Annotated in this window: 9 protein-coding genes; 3 read left to right on the top strand and 6 right to left on the bottom strand. The window is 58.5% G+C overall.

Annotated elements, in window-relative coordinates; genetic code table 11:
* Positions 1-13 precede the first annotated feature (13 nt).
* The 3 genes from Enr13x_RS30055 to Enr13x_RS30045 form a co-directional block, all read right to left on the bottom strand.
* The gene (locus tag Enr13x_RS30055; protein WP_145390540.1) at positions 14-580 is read right to left on the bottom strand and encodes a hypothetical protein; all 567 of its coding nucleotides are present in this window, start codon (positions 578-580) and stop codon (positions 14-16) included.
* Positions 581-636: 56 nt separating this feature from the next.
* Entirely contained in the window at positions 637-2,547 is a 1,911-nt protein-coding gene (locus Enr13x_RS30050) for a polyprenyl synthetase family protein (protein WP_145390538.1), read from the bottom strand.
* Between the two features lie 76 nt (positions 2,548-2,623).
* Positions 2,624-4,702 (bottom strand): prenyltransferase/squalene oxidase repeat-containing protein, encoded by a 2,079-nt coding sequence (locus tag Enr13x_RS30045; RefSeq protein WP_145390536.1) that lies wholly within the window; start codon positions 4,700-4,702, stop codon positions 2,624-2,626.
* 288 nt (positions 4,703-4,990) lie between these two features.
* Here Enr13x_RS30045 and Enr13x_RS30040 point away from each other — a divergent pair, with 288 nt between their 5' ends.
* The 3 genes from Enr13x_RS30040 (at position 4,991) to Enr13x_RS30030 (ending at position 8,498) form a co-directional block, all read left to right on the top strand.
* Positions 4,991-6,250 carry a beta-ketoacyl-[acyl-carrier-protein] synthase family protein gene (locus tag Enr13x_RS30040; RefSeq protein ID WP_145390534.1) on the top strand — a complete coding sequence of 420 codons (1,260 nt, stop codon included), beginning with the start codon at positions 4,991-4,993 and terminating at the stop codon, positions 6,248-6,250.
* Between the two features lie 515 nt (positions 6,251-6,765).
* Complete coding sequence (locus Enr13x_RS30035; RefSeq protein ID WP_095741252.1) at positions 6,766-7,026, top strand: acyl carrier protein; 261 nt, start codon at positions 6,766-6,768, stop codon at positions 7,024-7,026.
* A 38-nt stretch (positions 7,027-7,064) separates the two neighbouring features.
* Complete coding sequence (locus Enr13x_RS30030; protein ID WP_231743862.1) at positions 7,065-8,498, top strand: phytoene desaturase family protein; 1,434 nt, start codon at positions 7,065-7,067, stop codon at positions 8,496-8,498.
* Positions 8,499-8,812: 314 nt separating this feature from the next.
* Here Enr13x_RS30030 and Enr13x_RS30025 read toward each other — a convergent pair whose 3' ends face one another.
* The 3 genes from Enr13x_RS30025 to ppdK all read right to left on the bottom strand — a co-directional run bounded on the left by Enr13x_RS30025 (position 8,813) and on the right by ppdK (position 14,910).
* Positions 8,813-10,270, bottom strand: a complete 1,458-nt coding sequence (locus Enr13x_RS30025) for an IS1380 family transposase (RefSeq protein ID WP_145388089.1) — start codon at positions 10,268-10,270, stop codon at positions 8,813-8,815.
* Between the two features lie 283 nt (positions 10,271-10,553).
* Positions 10,554-12,011, bottom strand: coding sequence for an IS1380 family transposase (locus Enr13x_RS30020; protein WP_145384429.1), 1,458 nt, complete (start codon positions 12,009-12,011; stop codon positions 10,554-10,556).
* A 259-nt stretch (positions 12,012-12,270) separates the two neighbouring features.
* Positions 12,271-14,910: a pyruvate, phosphate dikinase gene (ppdK, locus tag Enr13x_RS30015; RefSeq protein WP_145390532.1), complete on the bottom strand. Its 2,640-nt coding sequence runs from the start codon at positions 14,908-14,910 to the stop codon at positions 12,271-12,273.
* Positions 14,911-16,312: the final 1,402 nt, after the last annotated feature.

Here is a 16,312-nt window from a genome sequence, read left to right as displayed (position 1 = left end):
TGCCGTTGGATGGTTATTTGGCGACCACTTCCAGCAGTTCGATGGCTGGTTCGCCGTCGCAGTAGATCAGCGCGGTTCGTCCATAAACAGTTTCACCTTCTTCGGCATGGAGTAGGCCTGCCAGGGCCGGGCCCGCTTGGATCTGCCACAACTCGCAGAGTTGGACTTCCCGCAGCACGTTGTGTTCGATCAAGACGCGCCCCAGCGGTGTCTGTCGTGCTTCGATGCGTTCCCAGACTTTGGGGTCGAGTGCGGCGACGTTCAGGCGAACGATTCCATACTGAACGACTTTGCCGGTCTCGTGAGTCTTGAGCGTGATTTCGCGGACGTACCAATCACCGTGGTCGTCGGTGTAGCGGTGATGTCGATGGACGACGACGTCGACCTTTTCGCCGTGGTGCGATTCGACGGTCACGGTCATGTGCGAATGGTGATTGACCAGTTCGTCATAGGGCGCCGGCAACCGTAGCGTCGACGTGCATTGCCCCCACTGGGAGAACCCCGTTTCGGGCTCGTAGAACTCCGCCAATAGCGTTTCGATTTTTACGTCGGCGTCGTCTTTAGAAAGCCCTACAACCATTTTTCCGCTCGGGGAACTCTTGAATGTTGAAAGTGGTGATTCTTGAATCCGTCGATTCAAACCGCGGGTGCGGCAACGCCGAGTGCGACCACGTTGGGGGTCTTGATTTCGGGGCGTTCGAGCACGGTATCGACGAGGAAGTACATCAAACGCCGCAAGGCGTCGGGTTCCAGCGTGTCGGCGACCTGTTCGGCTCGTTGTTGATGTTTATCAACCAGGCGAAACGCGGTTTCAAACACGCCCGCTTTTTCGTACAGCCGGCGCACCGCGGTCAAACGCTCGCCGTCGCTCAATTCGCAATCGGCGCGTGCAAGCCCCAGTAACTCTTGTTGTTCTTGGTCGCCCAGCGATTCCAGGGCCAGGGCCCACAGCAACGTCGGTCGTCCGCCGAAGATGTCGCCGCCGGCGGAGAGTTTGTTGTCGTCGTCGCCGGCAAAGTCACCGAGGTCGTTGAGGATTTGGAAGGCGACGCCGAGGTTGCGGCTGAACGTTCGGATCGCTTCGCGGTACTGGTCCGCTTTTCCGTCGGCGTCATCGCCACAGCCCAACCGAACGCCACTGAATAGCGCGGCTTCGAACGCCGGAGAGGTTTTCAGCGAATAGATTTTCAACGCATCCAACGGCGTCAATCGGCGGTCGGTGCCGTCGCGCCAGAGCAATTCGGCGCCTTGGCCTTCGCCGAGTCGCATGTGCGCTGCGGCAAGGCAATCCATCACATCGATTTGGGCGCTGGCACTGGTGTCGCCCATCGCGGCGCGGTCGCTGATCAGCCGATATCCCATGCCGACCAGAAAGTCACCGACGTTGATCGCCGTGGGCACTCCGAACGTCTTGTGCAGGGAGGGTTGGCCGTAACGATAGGCGTCATCGTCTTCGATGTCGTCGTGGACCAGACTTGCTTTGTGAAAGGTTTCGATGCTGAGGGCAGCCCGGCGGACGGCGTTGGGGAGTTTGGAGATCGCACGTGCGGCGTCGCTGCCGGTGCAATCGCCGCCCGTCATCGCATCGTAGGCTGCCAGGGTGATAAACGGCCGTGAATGCTTACCGCCACGAGCCAAGAAATCGTAGGCGATGTGTTCGGTGGCTTCGATCGCGTCCATCGCCGCCACACTTTGTGCACTCAGATCCCCCGTCCCGAACGGCGCCTTGCCACGCAGTCGCGGTGCGATGGTGTCGAGCGTCTCGGGCGCGAATAAATCGCCCGCGGCCCGCATCAGGTGGACGTAACTGCGCGTCTCTTGTTTGGCCGGCGAGTAGGGCGTGCGAATCATCTGGTCGACCCACGCTTCGTCGACCTTGGTGTTGCGGCAATCGCTGCTCAACAACGGGACGGCCATGCAGGGGATTCCCGCCAACAAGACCTTGTCGATTGCTTTTTCCAAAACGTTCAAACAGGCCACGCCGACCACCGCATCGACGTACCCTCCGACGATGATTTTCATCACCACCGGAGAACCTTCGGCGACCAGCACGCGGTAGCCCATCTCTTCGGCCAGTCCGCGGAAATCGGCGATGCTGCAGGCCCCGCACTCTTTGCAGTTCATGCCGAACTCGTCGTATTCCGCCGGACAGCCCTCGGCGTGTTTCAGGCAATGGGGCAGCAGGAACAACCGTCGTTCCGGCGGAACCCCTTCCAGGGCATGACGCCAAAACGAGGTGCTGATCATCACCATCACCCAGCCGACCAGGGATTCGGGTAAATCAGCCTCTTGGAGTGTCCGCCGGGCGACTTGTTCCAATTCATCCTTGGTCATCGGAACGCTGCGGTCCAATCGGTCGGCGACCTGTTCGCAGCGGGCGCGCAGACTCTCACGCAACTCCAGCGTTTCGGGGACCTCCTTCAGATGACTCGTCTTCCGCCGCTTACTGCGTGAGACGGTTCCGGCGTCCGGTGACGCAGGGTCCGAGGGAGATTGGGTGACGGTTTGGCTGGCAGGGGTATCGGTGGGGCTGAATCCGGTCGACAAACCGATTACCTCGGGCAAGAAATGGTGCGGAAATCTAAGGTGGGTTCACTGTAGCCTGAGGCCGGAAATCCGGTCGTCATCGAGGCCAATTCGGGTCGTGTTCTTCATCAATCGCACGGAGGAATTTCCCCAGTGCGGCGGCGGTGAAAATCAGCGGATACAAGCGTTCATGGTACCAGAGCTTGGCAAAGTAAAATCCAATCGGCCAAGCCACTTGATGCCGCCGATCCTCGACGCTCTGCATCAAGAATTCAACCCCGCGTAGTATAGCCGCCAGCAAGGCATCGTTCACAGCGGCAGGGCAGACAGCGGCAGAACATTCTAGCCGTTGTTCTGTTAACCCGGCATTTGCCCGATCGGATCGCTGATTCGACGACACGTTTCCAGATTGCGGCATCTCAGGTTGCGGCGAAGACGACTCGGTTTGATCGCGTGTCCGTAGAATGACCGTCGCCAGGGCTTCAACCGCCAACGCGGTTTCTTCCACGCTGCTTTGCAGATCGTCGGGAATCTCGGGCGCGATCGAGGCGTACTGGGGATCGGATTCGATCAGTTCGCGAATTTTTTCCGCCACCGAAGGCCCCCCGCCCCAGCCGCCGTCCGTGTTTTGGGCGTTGAGGAGAAAGTCGCAGGCCGCCGCTTCCGGGCGGGTGCCGATTCCGCCTGCGATCAGGACTTTCGCCGTCCCGTAGATCGGATTGGACTCGTCATCGCGGTCTTGGTTGCCGAACCAGAGCGGCATCCAGGAGCCGTCGGGTTGCTGCTGACGCCACAGAAAACGAATCGCCTTGCGCTCGGGACGCTCAAAGTCCGCGCGGCTCGGTCCCGCCCCCCGAGAGTCTGTGGGGCGACAGGGGATCGATTTCAAGGCCCGCAGGGCGTGCGCGGTCAGGTCGGTGCTGCTGCGATCGAAGGGCAGTTTTCCCCAGCCACGGCAAAACGTCGGCCAGCCGCCGTTTCGATTTTGCAGCCGGATCAGCCAACGGCCGCCTCGGATCATCGCGGCGTGCATTTGAGTCTGACGGTTTTCGTCGGCGTGGGGACGCATCAGGCCGAGCGCCAAGATGGCCGCCGGCGTGTCATCGCTGTCGGGTACCGCCCCGCTCAAATCGGTCCATCCCCAGCCGCCCGGTTCGGCGCCGGTAAACGGATGTCGCGTCAAGTGCTGGCAACCCAAGTGCCAATCGGCCAAGCGTTCGCTGTACCAGCGGCCGTCATCGTCCGGGTCGCAACAGAGCGCGTGAATCGACAACGATGTCGCCCAGGTCGCCAGGTTGGTGTCGATCGGCCAGCATCCGCCGTCGAGCATCGACTGTTTCAGGGAACGCAGCCCGTTGCGAACCACTGGCAAGTCACATCGTCCCGTAGCGGCCAGACTCATCACGACAAACGCCGTCAACGGAGTCGCTTCTAAGTAGCCTCCGCTGGCCGGCTGCATTTTCTCAAGCACTGAAAGGGTTCGCTGGATGCTCAGTGACCGAATCAGGCGAATCGGGGCAAACGCGCGGCGGCCGAGGAAGTGACGGGCTTGGCCGATCGCGACCAGCGCGGGGATCGCGTAACTGACCACCGGCATCTGCAGGAAGCGATACATCGATTGTGGAAACACGGCCGCTTCGAACGGCAGGGCTGCGACGTCGTCCCATGAAATCAACCCGGCGATCGCCATGTTGTTCATGATCGGCACCACGAACGTCTTGTCCGTGCCGTAGCGGCGGCGAAGTCCGTCCAGTCCTCCCGCGCGGTCGATGTACCGCTGCAGTTTCTCGATCGCCGTCGACGGCAGCGGTGGTTGGCCGACTTTTTCCGCCAGCGTCGAAGCCGACAGCACCAGATAGCTGGTCGCGATGTTCGAGTGGCTGCGGTCGGTGTCGCCGAAGCCGCCATCGGTGTTTTGTTGGCGTTGTAAATACCCCATCCCCTGCCCGATCAGCGATCGCAGCGATTCCCGCTCCTGGGGTTGCGTTGGTTCGCTGTGCTGGAGGGCCGCCGCCATCGCGCTGACGGCCGTCGCCGTGCTCAGGGCGCTGGCGGCCAATTCGCCGGTCCAGTGTCCGGCGTCGGTTTGGGCCTGGAGCAATTCGCCGCGAACTTGGTCGAGCGTTTGCCTACATTTCCGGCGCGTCGCATCGATGGCGTCGGAGGGGGGAGGCATCGTAGTCAAATCGATCGGGGCCCAAGAAGTGTCAGGGGGGAGAGGCTGTGCCGGCGCGGCGGTGGGGCGTGTCAACAAGCGGGTGGTGGAGGCGGGGCGTCGGGGGCGCAGCACCAGTATAACGGTCGGGCCATGGCACGAGATCAGGCCGGCGACAGCATCGTCGGCGACCATTGATCGGTTATTTCGTAACTGGTACGCTCGGTTCCAGCAGGCAAGGACCAGCAGGCATCGATTTGTACGCACGCGAAACCCGACCGACCAGACCGACCCCACCCCAGCAAACACGTGATCGCTCCCAATCTCGCTTCTGAATTGCCCGACGACCAGCGAATCGTCATCACCGGAATCGGATTGACCGCCCCCAACGGAAATGATTGGGACAGCTTTCGGGAAGCGTTGCTTGAAAAACGTAGCGGCGTCAAACCGTACGAAATCCGCTACTTCGGCAAGACACTGGCGGGGATCTGCGATTTCGAAACCACCCGCTATCAATCCAAAAAAGACCTCCGTCGCGGGACACGCGCCGGCAGCGTCGGCGTTTATGCCGCCAACGAGGCGATCAAGCATGCCGGAATCGATTGGGAAAACACCGACAAGTCTCGCGTCGGCATCTATGTCGGCGTGACCGAACACGGGAACGTGGAAACCGAGAATGAGATCTATGTGATCAAGGGGTTCGACTACGACACCAGTTGCTGGTCGCACCATCACAACCCCCGAACGGTTGCCAACAACCCGGCCGGCGAGATCGCGTTGAATTTGAAAATCACCGGTCCGCACTACACGATCGGCGCAGCCTGTGCGGCCGGAAACGCGGGGATCATTCAAGGTGCCCAGATGCTGCGTCTGGGCGAATGTGATTTGGCGATCGCCGGTGGCACCAGTGAAAGCATTCACACGTTCGGGATTTTCGCCAGTTTCAACAGCCAAAACGCATTGGCCAGCCACGAGGACCCCGCCAAAGCCTCGCGGCCGTTTGACGTCGACCGCAGCGGCATCGTGGTCGCCGAGGGCGGCTGCCTGTACACGCTCGAACGGCTCAGCGATGCGAAAAAACGCGGCGCGGAGATTTACGGCGAACTGGTCGGGTATGCGATGAACACCGACGCGACCGATTTCGTCTTGCCCAACCCCGAGCGTCAGGCACAGTGTGTCCAAATGGCCCTGGATCGAGCCGGATTGCAGCCCGACCAGATCGACATCGTCAGCACGCACGCGACCGGGACTTCCAGCGGCGACGCCCAGGAATGCTCCGCGCTGCGGTCGGTCTTTGGCGATTGTGAGACTGTCCGGATCAACAACACCAAGAGCTACATCGGACATGCGATGGGCGCCGCCGGAGCCCTGGAGCTGGCCGGAAATCTCGCCTCCTTCCGCGATTCCGTCGTCCACCCGACGATCAATGTCGACACGCTCGACGAGGACTGTCGGCTTCCGGGGCTGGTGCTCAACGAAGTCCAGGAAACCCGAAAAGTCGACTACATCCTGAACAATTCGTTCGGAATGCTCGGAATCAACTCCGTCGTGATCATCGGCCGAATCTAATGGGGGGATCGGGGTGAGGCGAGGCACCAACGGTTGCTGAATCCCACTAACTCGTTCCAGGGCTCCGCCTTGGAACGCGAGGTCGGTGTGGCTCTCGCCACACGCGGTTCACGCTCGAGAGGCGGGAGCCTCCGAGTTTCCAACTCGTTCCAGGGCTCCGCCTTGGAACGCGAGGCGGGTGTGGCTCTCGCCACACGCGGTTCACGCTTCGGAGGCGGGATTCCGACTCGTTCCAGGGCTCCGCCTTGGAACGCGAGGCGGGTGTGGCTCTCGCCACACGCGGTTCATGCTCCGGAGGCGGGGGCCTCCGAGCGCATTGTGTCCCCAGGCGGAACCTGGGAACAAGTGGCAGTTGATCGCATCGCCCGCCAGCCTCTCCGGTCCGGGCAGAGCGAAAATCAAACAGCGACAAAAAACCTGGGTTTCGGGCACTTCGAAATTTGATTGCCAGGCGGTAAGATGATCGGCCCGGCAATTTCTGTTTCGCCCCGTTTCTTTCCAAATCCCAGATAGCAATGACGCCTGCTGAAATCCGCGACGAAATCCTGGACATTCTCGAAGACATTTCGCCGGACGAAGACCTGGACGATTTGAAAGACGAGGTGGCGTTCCGGGAGCAGTTGGAACTCGATAGCATGGACTTTTTGGACATCGTCATGGAGCTGCGCAAGCGGCACCGTGTCCAGATTCCCGAGGAGGAGTACGGGGAGCTGGCCAGTATGGCGTCCACGGTGGCGTATCTTGAACCGAAGATGCGTGACATCGTCAAAACCTGATCCTGCGGTCCGTCGACTCGAGACGCGTCGAATCATCCGTGACCGACCCAAACGCAGAAAAGAACAGCATCGACCACTACGACACGATCATCATCGGCGCCGGGATGAGTGGCTTGGCTGCCGGGATCCGTCTGGCGCACTATGACCAGCGTGTCTGTATTCTCGAGCGTCACTACACCATCGGCGGTCTGAATTCGTTCTACCGCATGGGCGGACGCGACTACGACGTCGGTCTGCACGCGATGACCAACTTTGCCAAACGCGGGACCAAGAAAGGTCCGCTGGCCAAGCTGATTCGCCAGTTGCGTTTCCGCTGGGACGACTTCAAGCTCGCCGAGCAGATCGGTTCGTCGATCCGGTTCCCCGGCGTTTCGCTCGATTTCAGCAACGATATCGGGTTGCTGGAAAACGAGATCGCCGAGCGGTTTCCCGGCCAGGTCGATGGCTTCCGGTCGTTGTGTGATTCGCTGTTGGATTATTCCGACATGGACGGGGCTGATCAGCGTTTCATGCGATCGGCGCGGGAGGTGATGGCCGAGCACATCAGCGAGCCGTTGTTGATCGAGATGTTGCTCTGTCCGCTGATGTGGTACGGCAACGCCCGTGAGAACGACATGGACTTTGGTCAGTTCTGCATCATGTTCCGGGCCTGTTATCTGGAAGGGTTCGGGCGTCCGTTCAAGGGCGTGCGGGTGATCTTGAAAAACCTGGTCCGCAAGTTTCGTGGGCTCGGCGGTGAATTGAAGCTCCGCAGCGGCGTGTCCAAGATCCATGTCGACGGCGGTCGTGCCGTCGGTGTCGTCTTGGATGATGGGACGGAATTGACGGCAACGCGCATCCTGTCGTCGGCCGGCAATGTCGAGACCATGCGGATGTGCGACGACATCACCGAAGTCGACGTCGCGCGTGCGGGAAAGCTGTCATTTATCGAATCGATTTCGATTCTGGATCGGATGCCGCAATCGTTCGGGTTTGATCGCACCATCGTCTTTTACAACGACAGCGAGGCGTTTCATTGGAAGCGCCCGGACGACGAACTCTGTGACCCGCGGACCGGCGTGATCTGTTCGCCGAACAATTACATCTACGAAGACGACGAGGGTGATTTGCCCGACGGCGTGTTGCGGATCACGACGCTCGCCAATCACGATCGCTGGTGCGAGTTGCCTGAGGCGAAGTACCAGGCCGAAAAAGTGCGACAGTATGATTCGGCGGTCGCGTCCTCGGTGCGTTTCATGCCGGATTTTCGCCAGTACGTTGTCGACACCGACGTGTTCACGCCCAAGACGATCCGTCGCTTCACCTGGCATGACAACGGCGCCGTCTACGGGGCGCCGACCAAACAGCTCGATGGCACCACGCATCTGCCGAACGTCTTCTTGTGCGGCACCGACCAAGGGTTCGTCGGCATCGTCGGCGCCATCGTCAGCGGCATCAGCATGGCCAATCGGCACTGCCTGCAGCCCTATTAGTCTCTCTCCCTCTGGGAGAGACGGCGTTTTCGCAGCAAGCAAACGCCAGAGAGGGCCGGAGCTTTGAAAGTTTTAGCGTTTTCCGCTACGATCAAATCCGTCACTTACACGTTCGACGTCCCACGCAGCGGCAGTGGGCGGCTAACCCGGATATTGCATCCGCTGAGTGGTTGACTGTGATTTTGGACTGAGTTACGGCGGCGTTGCCTATTATGGCCGATTTTCGCTGCAATTGATTGGCTTTGGGCAGAGGCCCCCCACCCCCAGAGGACAAAATTGTCGCTGGGTGATGAATCGCGATGCGATGGGGGTAGCTAGTCGCTACGACAAAGACGCGTCAGCACCTGATTGAACAGCGGTTCCCAGGGGCAGTGGCTGCAGAGATGAAAGATCACACGACGGCAAGTCACACGCACGCGTGCTGCAATTTTCAATAGACGCAATCGAATTGTGTCCACGCGTAGACGACTATGTTTCGTTCCACTCAGGCCCAGGCGACGCACCCCATCGAGTAGAACGTAAGCAAATGATGAAAGCATCACGCGGAACTGATTGGCAATAAAACGGGTGCAACTGGTGCGATCAGCGAACAGGCAAAGCTGTTGTTCTTTGATCCGATTCTCCATCTCGCCACGCATGCAGTAGTGCTCTCGATAAAACTTCTCCGGGTCAAAGGCGACAGAACACCATGTTCCTGGAGTCTTAACTTGCAACGGTTGCCTTTTGCCGTTGACCATCGGTCGATGGTAGGTCGTGTCGACAATGCCATCACTTGAGAAACGGTTTGTTACGACGAAGCGAGGATTGGGGCCTTTGCCAGTGTACTCTGCTTTGCCGACCACCCAGCGATGGCGGTCCCAAGTCCTGCCGGTGCGATAGCGAAACCATTTGAAGCAGGCTTGTTTCCCACCCCGGTGTGATCGAAGGATTCTTGCCCGTGTCATTTCGCAAGCAATTTCCTTGACTAAAACCTTATTCTTGGGCAAACCAAAGATGTAGTGGACATCGTTTTTGTCGCACCAACGCATCAGGCGTTCGATCGCAAAGCCTCCGTCACCACGAAGGGTAATTTTGACCTGAGGCCATCGTTTGCGGATCCTTGCGACGAGTAATTTTGTGATCCCGCGTGCGTGGTGTGCATCACCGAGATTGGCCGTACGAAGATAAGAGACGAGAAGTTGGTCGCCGCAAAATACGTACAGCGGTTGGAAGCAGTAACTGTCGTAGTAGGCATTGAAAGCCCTTCTTTCTTGCTCGCCGTGTACCTTGTCGTCCGTTGCGTCTAGATCGAGCGTGATTTCACCAGGCGGGGTGTCGAAGCTGTCAAGGAAAATATCAACGAGGATCTTGCTGAGCTCGAAGAGTTCTTTTTTGCCGATTCGATTTTCAAATCGCGAATGCGTCGAGGGACTTGCCAGAGTGGGATCTTCATCGTCGTCCGCCCCGGCATTGATTCGAGGGGTCCGTCCGGCGGCGACTTGAAAGGCGGCATCGTTGCGAAGATGCTGTTGATCGTTTGCATCTTCGTATCCTGCAGCGATCGCAAAGATTCGACTGATGAGGATTTCCGCTTGCGAATGCTTGGTGTGAAACGGATCACGTGGGTCGTCGATGGCTTGGTCAATCCGCTCGATCAAATTGAGCTTTTTGTCGACTTCACGAAGCAGGACGAGGCCTCCGTCGGAGGTGAGCGATCCGCCGTTGAAATCCACCTCAACGGCCTGCCTGCGGAGGCGTTTCAATGCGGGACGTTTTCGATTACGCTTTGTCATTGCCGAAAGCCTTGGTTTCGTGTTCTGTGAAGTGTCGTAACTCCAATAGATACACGAACTAAGGCTTTCGCGCTATAGGGGGAATCGTATCAGCGGATGCAATATCCGGGCTAACCCGGATATTGCATCCGCTGAGTGGTTGACTGTGATTTTGGACTGAGTTACGGCGGCGTTGCCTATTATGGCCGATTTTCGCTGCAATTGATTGGCTTTGGGCAGAGGCCCCCCACCCCCAGAGGACAAAATTGTCGCTGGGTGATGAATCGCGATGCGATGGGGGTAGCTAGTCGCTACGACAAAGACGCGTCAGCACCTGATTGAACAGCGGTTCCCAGGGGCAGTGGCTGCAGAGATGAAAGATCACACGACGGCAAGTCACACGCACGCGTGCTGCAATTTTCAATAGACGCAATCGAATTGTGTCCACGCGTAGACGACTATGTTTCGTTCCACTCAGGCCCAGGCGACGCACCCCATCGAGTAGAACGTAAGCAAATGATGAAAGCATCACGCGGAACTGATTGGCAATAAAACGGGTGCAACTGGTGCGATCAGCGAACAGGCAAAGCTGTTGTTCTTTGATCCGATTCTCCATCTCGCCACGCATGCAGTAGTGCTCTCGATAAAACTTCTCCGGGTCAAAGGCGACAGAACACCATGTTCCTGGAGTCTTAACTTGCAACGGTTGCCTTTTGCCGTTGACCATCGGTCGATGGTAGGTCGTGTCGACAATGCCATCACTTGAGAAACGGTTTGTTACGACGAAGCGAGGATTGGGGCCTTTGCCAGTGTACTCTGCTTTGCCGACCACCCAGCGATGGCGGTCCCAAGTCCTGCCGGTGCGATAGCGAAACCATTTGAAGCAGGCTTGTTTCCCACCCCGGTGTGATCGAAGGATTCTTGCCCGTGTCATTTCGCAAGCAATTTCCTTGACTAAAACCTTATTTTTGGGCAAACCAAAGATGTAGTGGACATCGTTTTTGTCGCACCAACGCATCAGGCGTTCGATCGCAAAGCCTCCGTCACCACGAAGGGTAATTTTGACCTGAGGCCATCGTTTGCGGATCCTTGCGACGAGTAATTTTGTGATCCCGCGTGCGTGGTGTGCATCACCGAGATTGGCCGCACGAAGATAAGAGACGAGAAGTTGGTCGCCGCAAAATACGTACAGCGGTTGGAAGCAGTAACTGTCGTAGTAGGCATTGAAAGCCCTTCTTTCTTGCTCGCCGTGTACCTTGTCGTCCGTTGCGTCTAGATCGAGCGTGATTTCACCAGGCGGGGTGTCGAAGCTGTCAAGGAAAATGTCAACGAGGATCTTGCTGAGCTCGAAGAGTTCTTTTTTGCCGATTCGATTTTCAAATCGCGAATGCGTCGAGGGACTTGCCAGAGTGGGATCTTCATCGTCGTCCGCCCCGGCATTGATTCGAGGGGTCCGTCCGGCGGCGACTTGAAAGGCGGCATCGTTGCGAAGATGCTGTTGATCGTTTGCATCTTCGTATCCTGCAGCGATCGCAAAGATTCGACTGATGAGGATTTCCGCTTGCGAATGCTTGGTGTGAAACGGATCACGTGGGTCGTCGATGGCTTGGTCAATCCGCTCGATCAAATTGAGCTTTTTGTCGACTTCACGAAGCAGGACGAGGCCTCCGTCGGAGGTGAGCGATCCGCCGTTGAAATCCACTTCAACGGCCTGCCTGCGGAGGCGTTTCAATGCGGGACGTTTTCGATTACGCTTTGTCATTGCCGAAAGCCTTGGTTTCGTGTTCTGTGAAGTGTCGTAACTCCAATAGATACACGAACTAAGGCTTTCGCGCTATAGGGGGAATCGTATCAGCGGATGCAATATCCGGGCTAAAGCCTGCACACCAACACGCTTGCCTGTGCCATGCGGGTCGCGCACCCTGATTTTTAGATCTGAAATCTGGGGCGGGTGGGCCTATAAAAAAAGACCCGGCTGAAAAAGCCGGGTCTTCTCATGGCGCTGGTCGGGTGCCTGCGGCCTAGCTGTTGGTGATCGCAGCTTGGGCGGCGGCCAAGCGGGCGATCGGCACGCGGAACGGGCTGCAGCTGACGTAGTTCAGTCCCACTCGGTGGCAGAACTCGACGCTGCTCGGATCGCCGCCGTGTTCGCCGCAGATGCCGATCTTCAGGGCCTTCTTGGCGGAGCGGCCTTTGGTGACGCCCAGTTCGACCAGTTGTCCGACACCGGTTTGATCCAGGGATTGGAACGGGTCGACATCCAAGATTTCTTGCTCCAGGTAATCGGGCAGGAATCCGCCGATGTCGTCGCGGCTGTAGCCGAACGCCATCTGGGTCAAGTCGTTGGTGCCGAAGCTGAAGAAGTCGGCGTGCTCGGCGATCTCGTCGGCCGTCAAGCAGGCGCGGGGGATTTCGATCATGGTGCCGATCGAGATGTCCAGGTCGCCCTCGAACTTCTTCGCCGCGACCGTCTTGGCGATCGTCTCTTCGACCTTCCCTCGCAGCAGGGCGAGTTCTTTGTAGGTTCCGACCAGCGGGATCATGATCTCGGGGTGAGCCTTGATCTTTTTCTTGCCGCAGTTGATCGCCGCTTCGGTGATCGCTTGGACCTGCATCTCCAGGACTTCGGGGTAGGTGATGCTCAATCGGCATCCCCGGTGTCCGAGCATCGGGTTGGCTTCGTGCAGCGCTTCGATGCGTTTTTTGATGTCGGATGCTTTGACGCCGAGTTCCGCGGCCATCTCTTTTTGAGCGGCCGTTTCGTGGGGCAGGAACTCGTGCAACGGCGGGTCAAGCAAGCGGATCGTCACGGGCAATCCGGCCATCGCTTTGAAGATGCCTTCAAAGTCTTTGCGTTGGAACGGCAGCAGCTTGGCCAGTGCCTGGCGGCGATCTTTTTCTTCTTCGGCCAGAATCATCGATCGCATGTGGATGATGCGATCCGGCTCGAAGAACATGTGCTCGGTGCGGCACAGTCCGATGCCCTCGGCACCGAAGTCACGGGCTCGCTTGCTGTCGGCGGGTGAATCCGCGTTGGTGCGAACGGCCAGCGTTCGGTACTCGTCGGCCCATTTCATCAGCTTGGCGAAATCACCGGACAGCTTGGGCTCCTGTGTTTCCACGGCACCGAGCATGACTTCACCGGTGGTTCCGTCCAGGCTGATCACGTCGTTGACGCCCAGGGTCTGGCCGTGGACCTTCAGACGTTTCTTCTTTTCATCGATCTCGACGTCGGAGGCACCTGCGACACAGCATTTGCCCCAGCCTCGAGCGACGACGGCTGCGTGGCTGGTTGCACCGCCGGTGCTGGTCAGAATGCCGACCGCGGCGCTCATGCCATCGACGTCTTCGGGGCTGGTCTCGCGACGAACCAGGATGATGTCTTCGCCGGCGTCTTTCCGTTCGCGGGCCTCTTCGGCCGTGAAGGCGGGTTTGCCGACGGCGGCACCCGGCGATGCGTTGATGCCCTTGCAAAGCACTTCGGCGGCGTTGCGGGCGGTGGTTTTGAAGCTCGGCAGCAGCAGCTGCGTCAGCGCGTTCGGGTCGACCCGCATGACGGCTTCTTTTTGATCGATCAGCTCTTCTTTGACCAGATCGCAGGCGATTTTGACCGCGGCGATGCCGGTTCGTTTGCCGGTTCGCGTCTGCAGCATGTACAGCGTGCCACGTTCGATCGTGAACTCGATGTCCTGCATTTCGGCGTAGTGATTTTCCAGCGTCTTCTTGACCTCAAGCAGTTCCTTGTGGATCGCGCGGTTCCACTTCGGCATTTCGGCGACCGGTTGCGGGGTGCGGATCCCCGCGACCACGTCTTCACCCTGAGCATTGATCAGGAATTCGCCGTAAAACTTGTTCCCGCCGGTGTTGGGGTTCCGTGTGAACGCGACGCCGGTGCCCGAATCGTCGCCCATGTTCCCATAGACCATCGATTGGACGTTGACGGCGGTTCCGAGCAGGTGGCGGATCCCTTCGATCTCGCGGTACTTGACCGCCCGATCGGTGTTCCAGGAGCCGAAGACGGCTTCGATCGACAGTTCCAGTTGTGCGACCGGGTCCTGTGGGAACATCTCGCCGGTGTGCTCTTTGTAGACTTCTTTGTAAGCCTCGCAGAGTTCTTTCAGGCCCTCGGCCGGCACTTCCGTGTCGTCGCTGACGTTGTACTTTTTCTTGATTTTGTCGAACGCGATTTCGAACTGGTGGTGGTCCATCCCCATCACGACGTCGCCGAACATGTTGATCAGGCGGCGATAGGCGTCGTAGGCGAAACGTTCGTTTTTCGTCGCCTTGGCCAGCCCTTCGGTGGAGATGTCGTTGAGGCCCAAGTTCAGGATGGTGTTCATCATCCCGGGCATGCTGACCGCCGCGCCGGAGCGGACGCTGACCAGCAGCGGGTTGGAGTCGTCGCCGAACTTCTTGTCGAGTTCTTTTTCGAGTTTTTTGATCGCTTTGCCGACCTCGTCCATCAGGCCCGACGGCAATTGCTTGCCGGCCTTGTAGTACTGGTCACAAACTTCGGTGGTGATCGTAAACCCGGGGGGGACCGGAAGTCCGATCGAGGTCATTTCGGCGAGGTTCAGTCCTTTTCCGCCGAGTAGAGCTTTGGGTTTGCCTTTGCCTTCGGTTTTTGATTTACCGAAGTAATAGACCATCTTGTTCGCCATGGTTGTTCTCTATCGAAACCGTCTCAGAAGGGGCGTGAGCAGGCGGTGGGTTCGTCGCTATCCGTCGTCAAAACAAGGACTTACGTCTATCGGCGCCGCTTTAGCTCGTGGAGAATTTAGGAGTCACTCGGGAGTCATCGGGGGCGTGGTGGCTCGGCATGGTGACGCCGCGAATCGCCTGTGCGATTCGCCTGGGAGGCCCGATCTGTTTCACCTCGATTCGGCCAAGCGGGCGTAAATCTATTTGCGACAAGCGGTTTGGTCAATGAGAGGGGCACCAGGAACCTGGAGAGGGCCGCGGTTTCTTTCGACCGTTGGGACAACTGGCGGGATGATGGGGGCAAAACGATGGGGCAAAACGATGGGGCAAAACGATGGGGGCAAAACGATGGGGGCAAAACGATGGGGGCAAAACGATGGGGGCAAAACGATGGGGGCAAAACGATGGGGGCAGAACGATGGGGGCAGAACGATGGGGGCAGAACGATGGGGGCAGAACGATGGGGGCAGAACGATGGGGGCAGAACGATGGGGTGGGAGAATGATGGGGTGGCAGAATGATGGGGTGGCAGGTGCGCCGGGATAAAACCGGTTTGGAATAGGAATTGAAAGTGTTCTACGAAAAAGGTTTAGCCTACCATTTCGGCCTCCAGCGGAGGTGCGACCGCGGTAACAACGTCGTGCTGAGCGTCCGCCCCGGAGGGAAACGCAGGCCAGAAATTGAGCTCCGAAATCAATGTAGTCTCGTGTGTCGACCTTGTCTGCCTATGGGGAAGACAACATCCGGTGCGTCGTTATCTCTGGCGAGACGCAACGGAACACGGCGGAGTCTGAGAACCTGTGCATGCGTGGATATTCCAAACACGAGAACCGGGAGATCCCAACAGTTCCTTGGTCCGCCCACGGGCGAACACAAGGACGGTCAGTTAACCTCTCCGAGGGTACGGCTGACATGAACGCTGATGGGAAGTCGGATGAGTCCGTAGTACCGCTGACTCAGGCGAACAAAACTACGACCGTAGCGGCGGAGTCTGATGAGGGAAGGGATCTCACTGAAGGGAAGTATTGCCGAATTGTTACCGATGCTCCGAACTCAGAGTCGGGCCAAGCATCAATTAGAGCAACACGGGAAATCACGACGGGTAGCAACGTTCTGCGCTGTGATCGTTTGACCCAACGGAGGAGCCGTATGAGGTAGTTCTTCATGTACGGATCTGTGCGGGGGGCGGCTGGCAACAGCCGTCCCTACCGCGACAATGATGGGGTGGCAGAATGATGGGTGGGAGAATGCTGGGTGGGAGAATGCTGGGTGGGAGAATGCTGGGTGGGAGAATGCTGGGTGGGAGAATGCTGGGGGTGGCGGTTGGCTGATCTTGGCATTGTTTTGCCCCCATTGTTTTGC

Source organism: Stieleria neptunia, assembly GCF_007754155.1.
Lineage (GTDB): Bacteria > Planctomycetota > Planctomycetia > Pirellulales > Pirellulaceae > Stieleria > Stieleria neptunia.
This window is presented reverse-complemented; position numbering and strand designations above follow the sequence as displayed.

Coding starts and splice junctions, on each gene's coding strand:
- Enr13x_RS30055 (WP_145390540.1), bottom strand. CDS start 580: ATGGTTGTAGGGCTTTCTAAAGACGACGCCGACGTAAAAATCGAAACG.
- Enr13x_RS30045 (WP_145390536.1), bottom strand. CDS start 4,702: ATGCCTCCCCCCTCCGACGCCATCGATGCGACGCGCCGGAAATGTAGG.
- Enr13x_RS30035 (WP_095741252.1), top strand. CDS start 6,766: ATGACGCCTGCTGAAATCCGCGACGAAATCCTGGACATTCTCGAAGAC.
- Enr13x_RS30025 (WP_145388089.1), bottom strand. CDS start 10,270: ATGACAAAGCGTAATCGAAAACGTCCCGCATTGAAACGCCTCCGCAGG.
- Enr13x_RS30020 (WP_145384429.1), bottom strand. CDS start 12,011: ATGACAAAGCGTAATCGAAAACGTCCCGCATTGAAACGCCTCCGCAGG.
- ppdK (WP_145390532.1), bottom strand. CDS start 14,910: ATGGCGAACAAGATGGTCTATTACTTCGGTAAATCAAAAACCGAAGGC.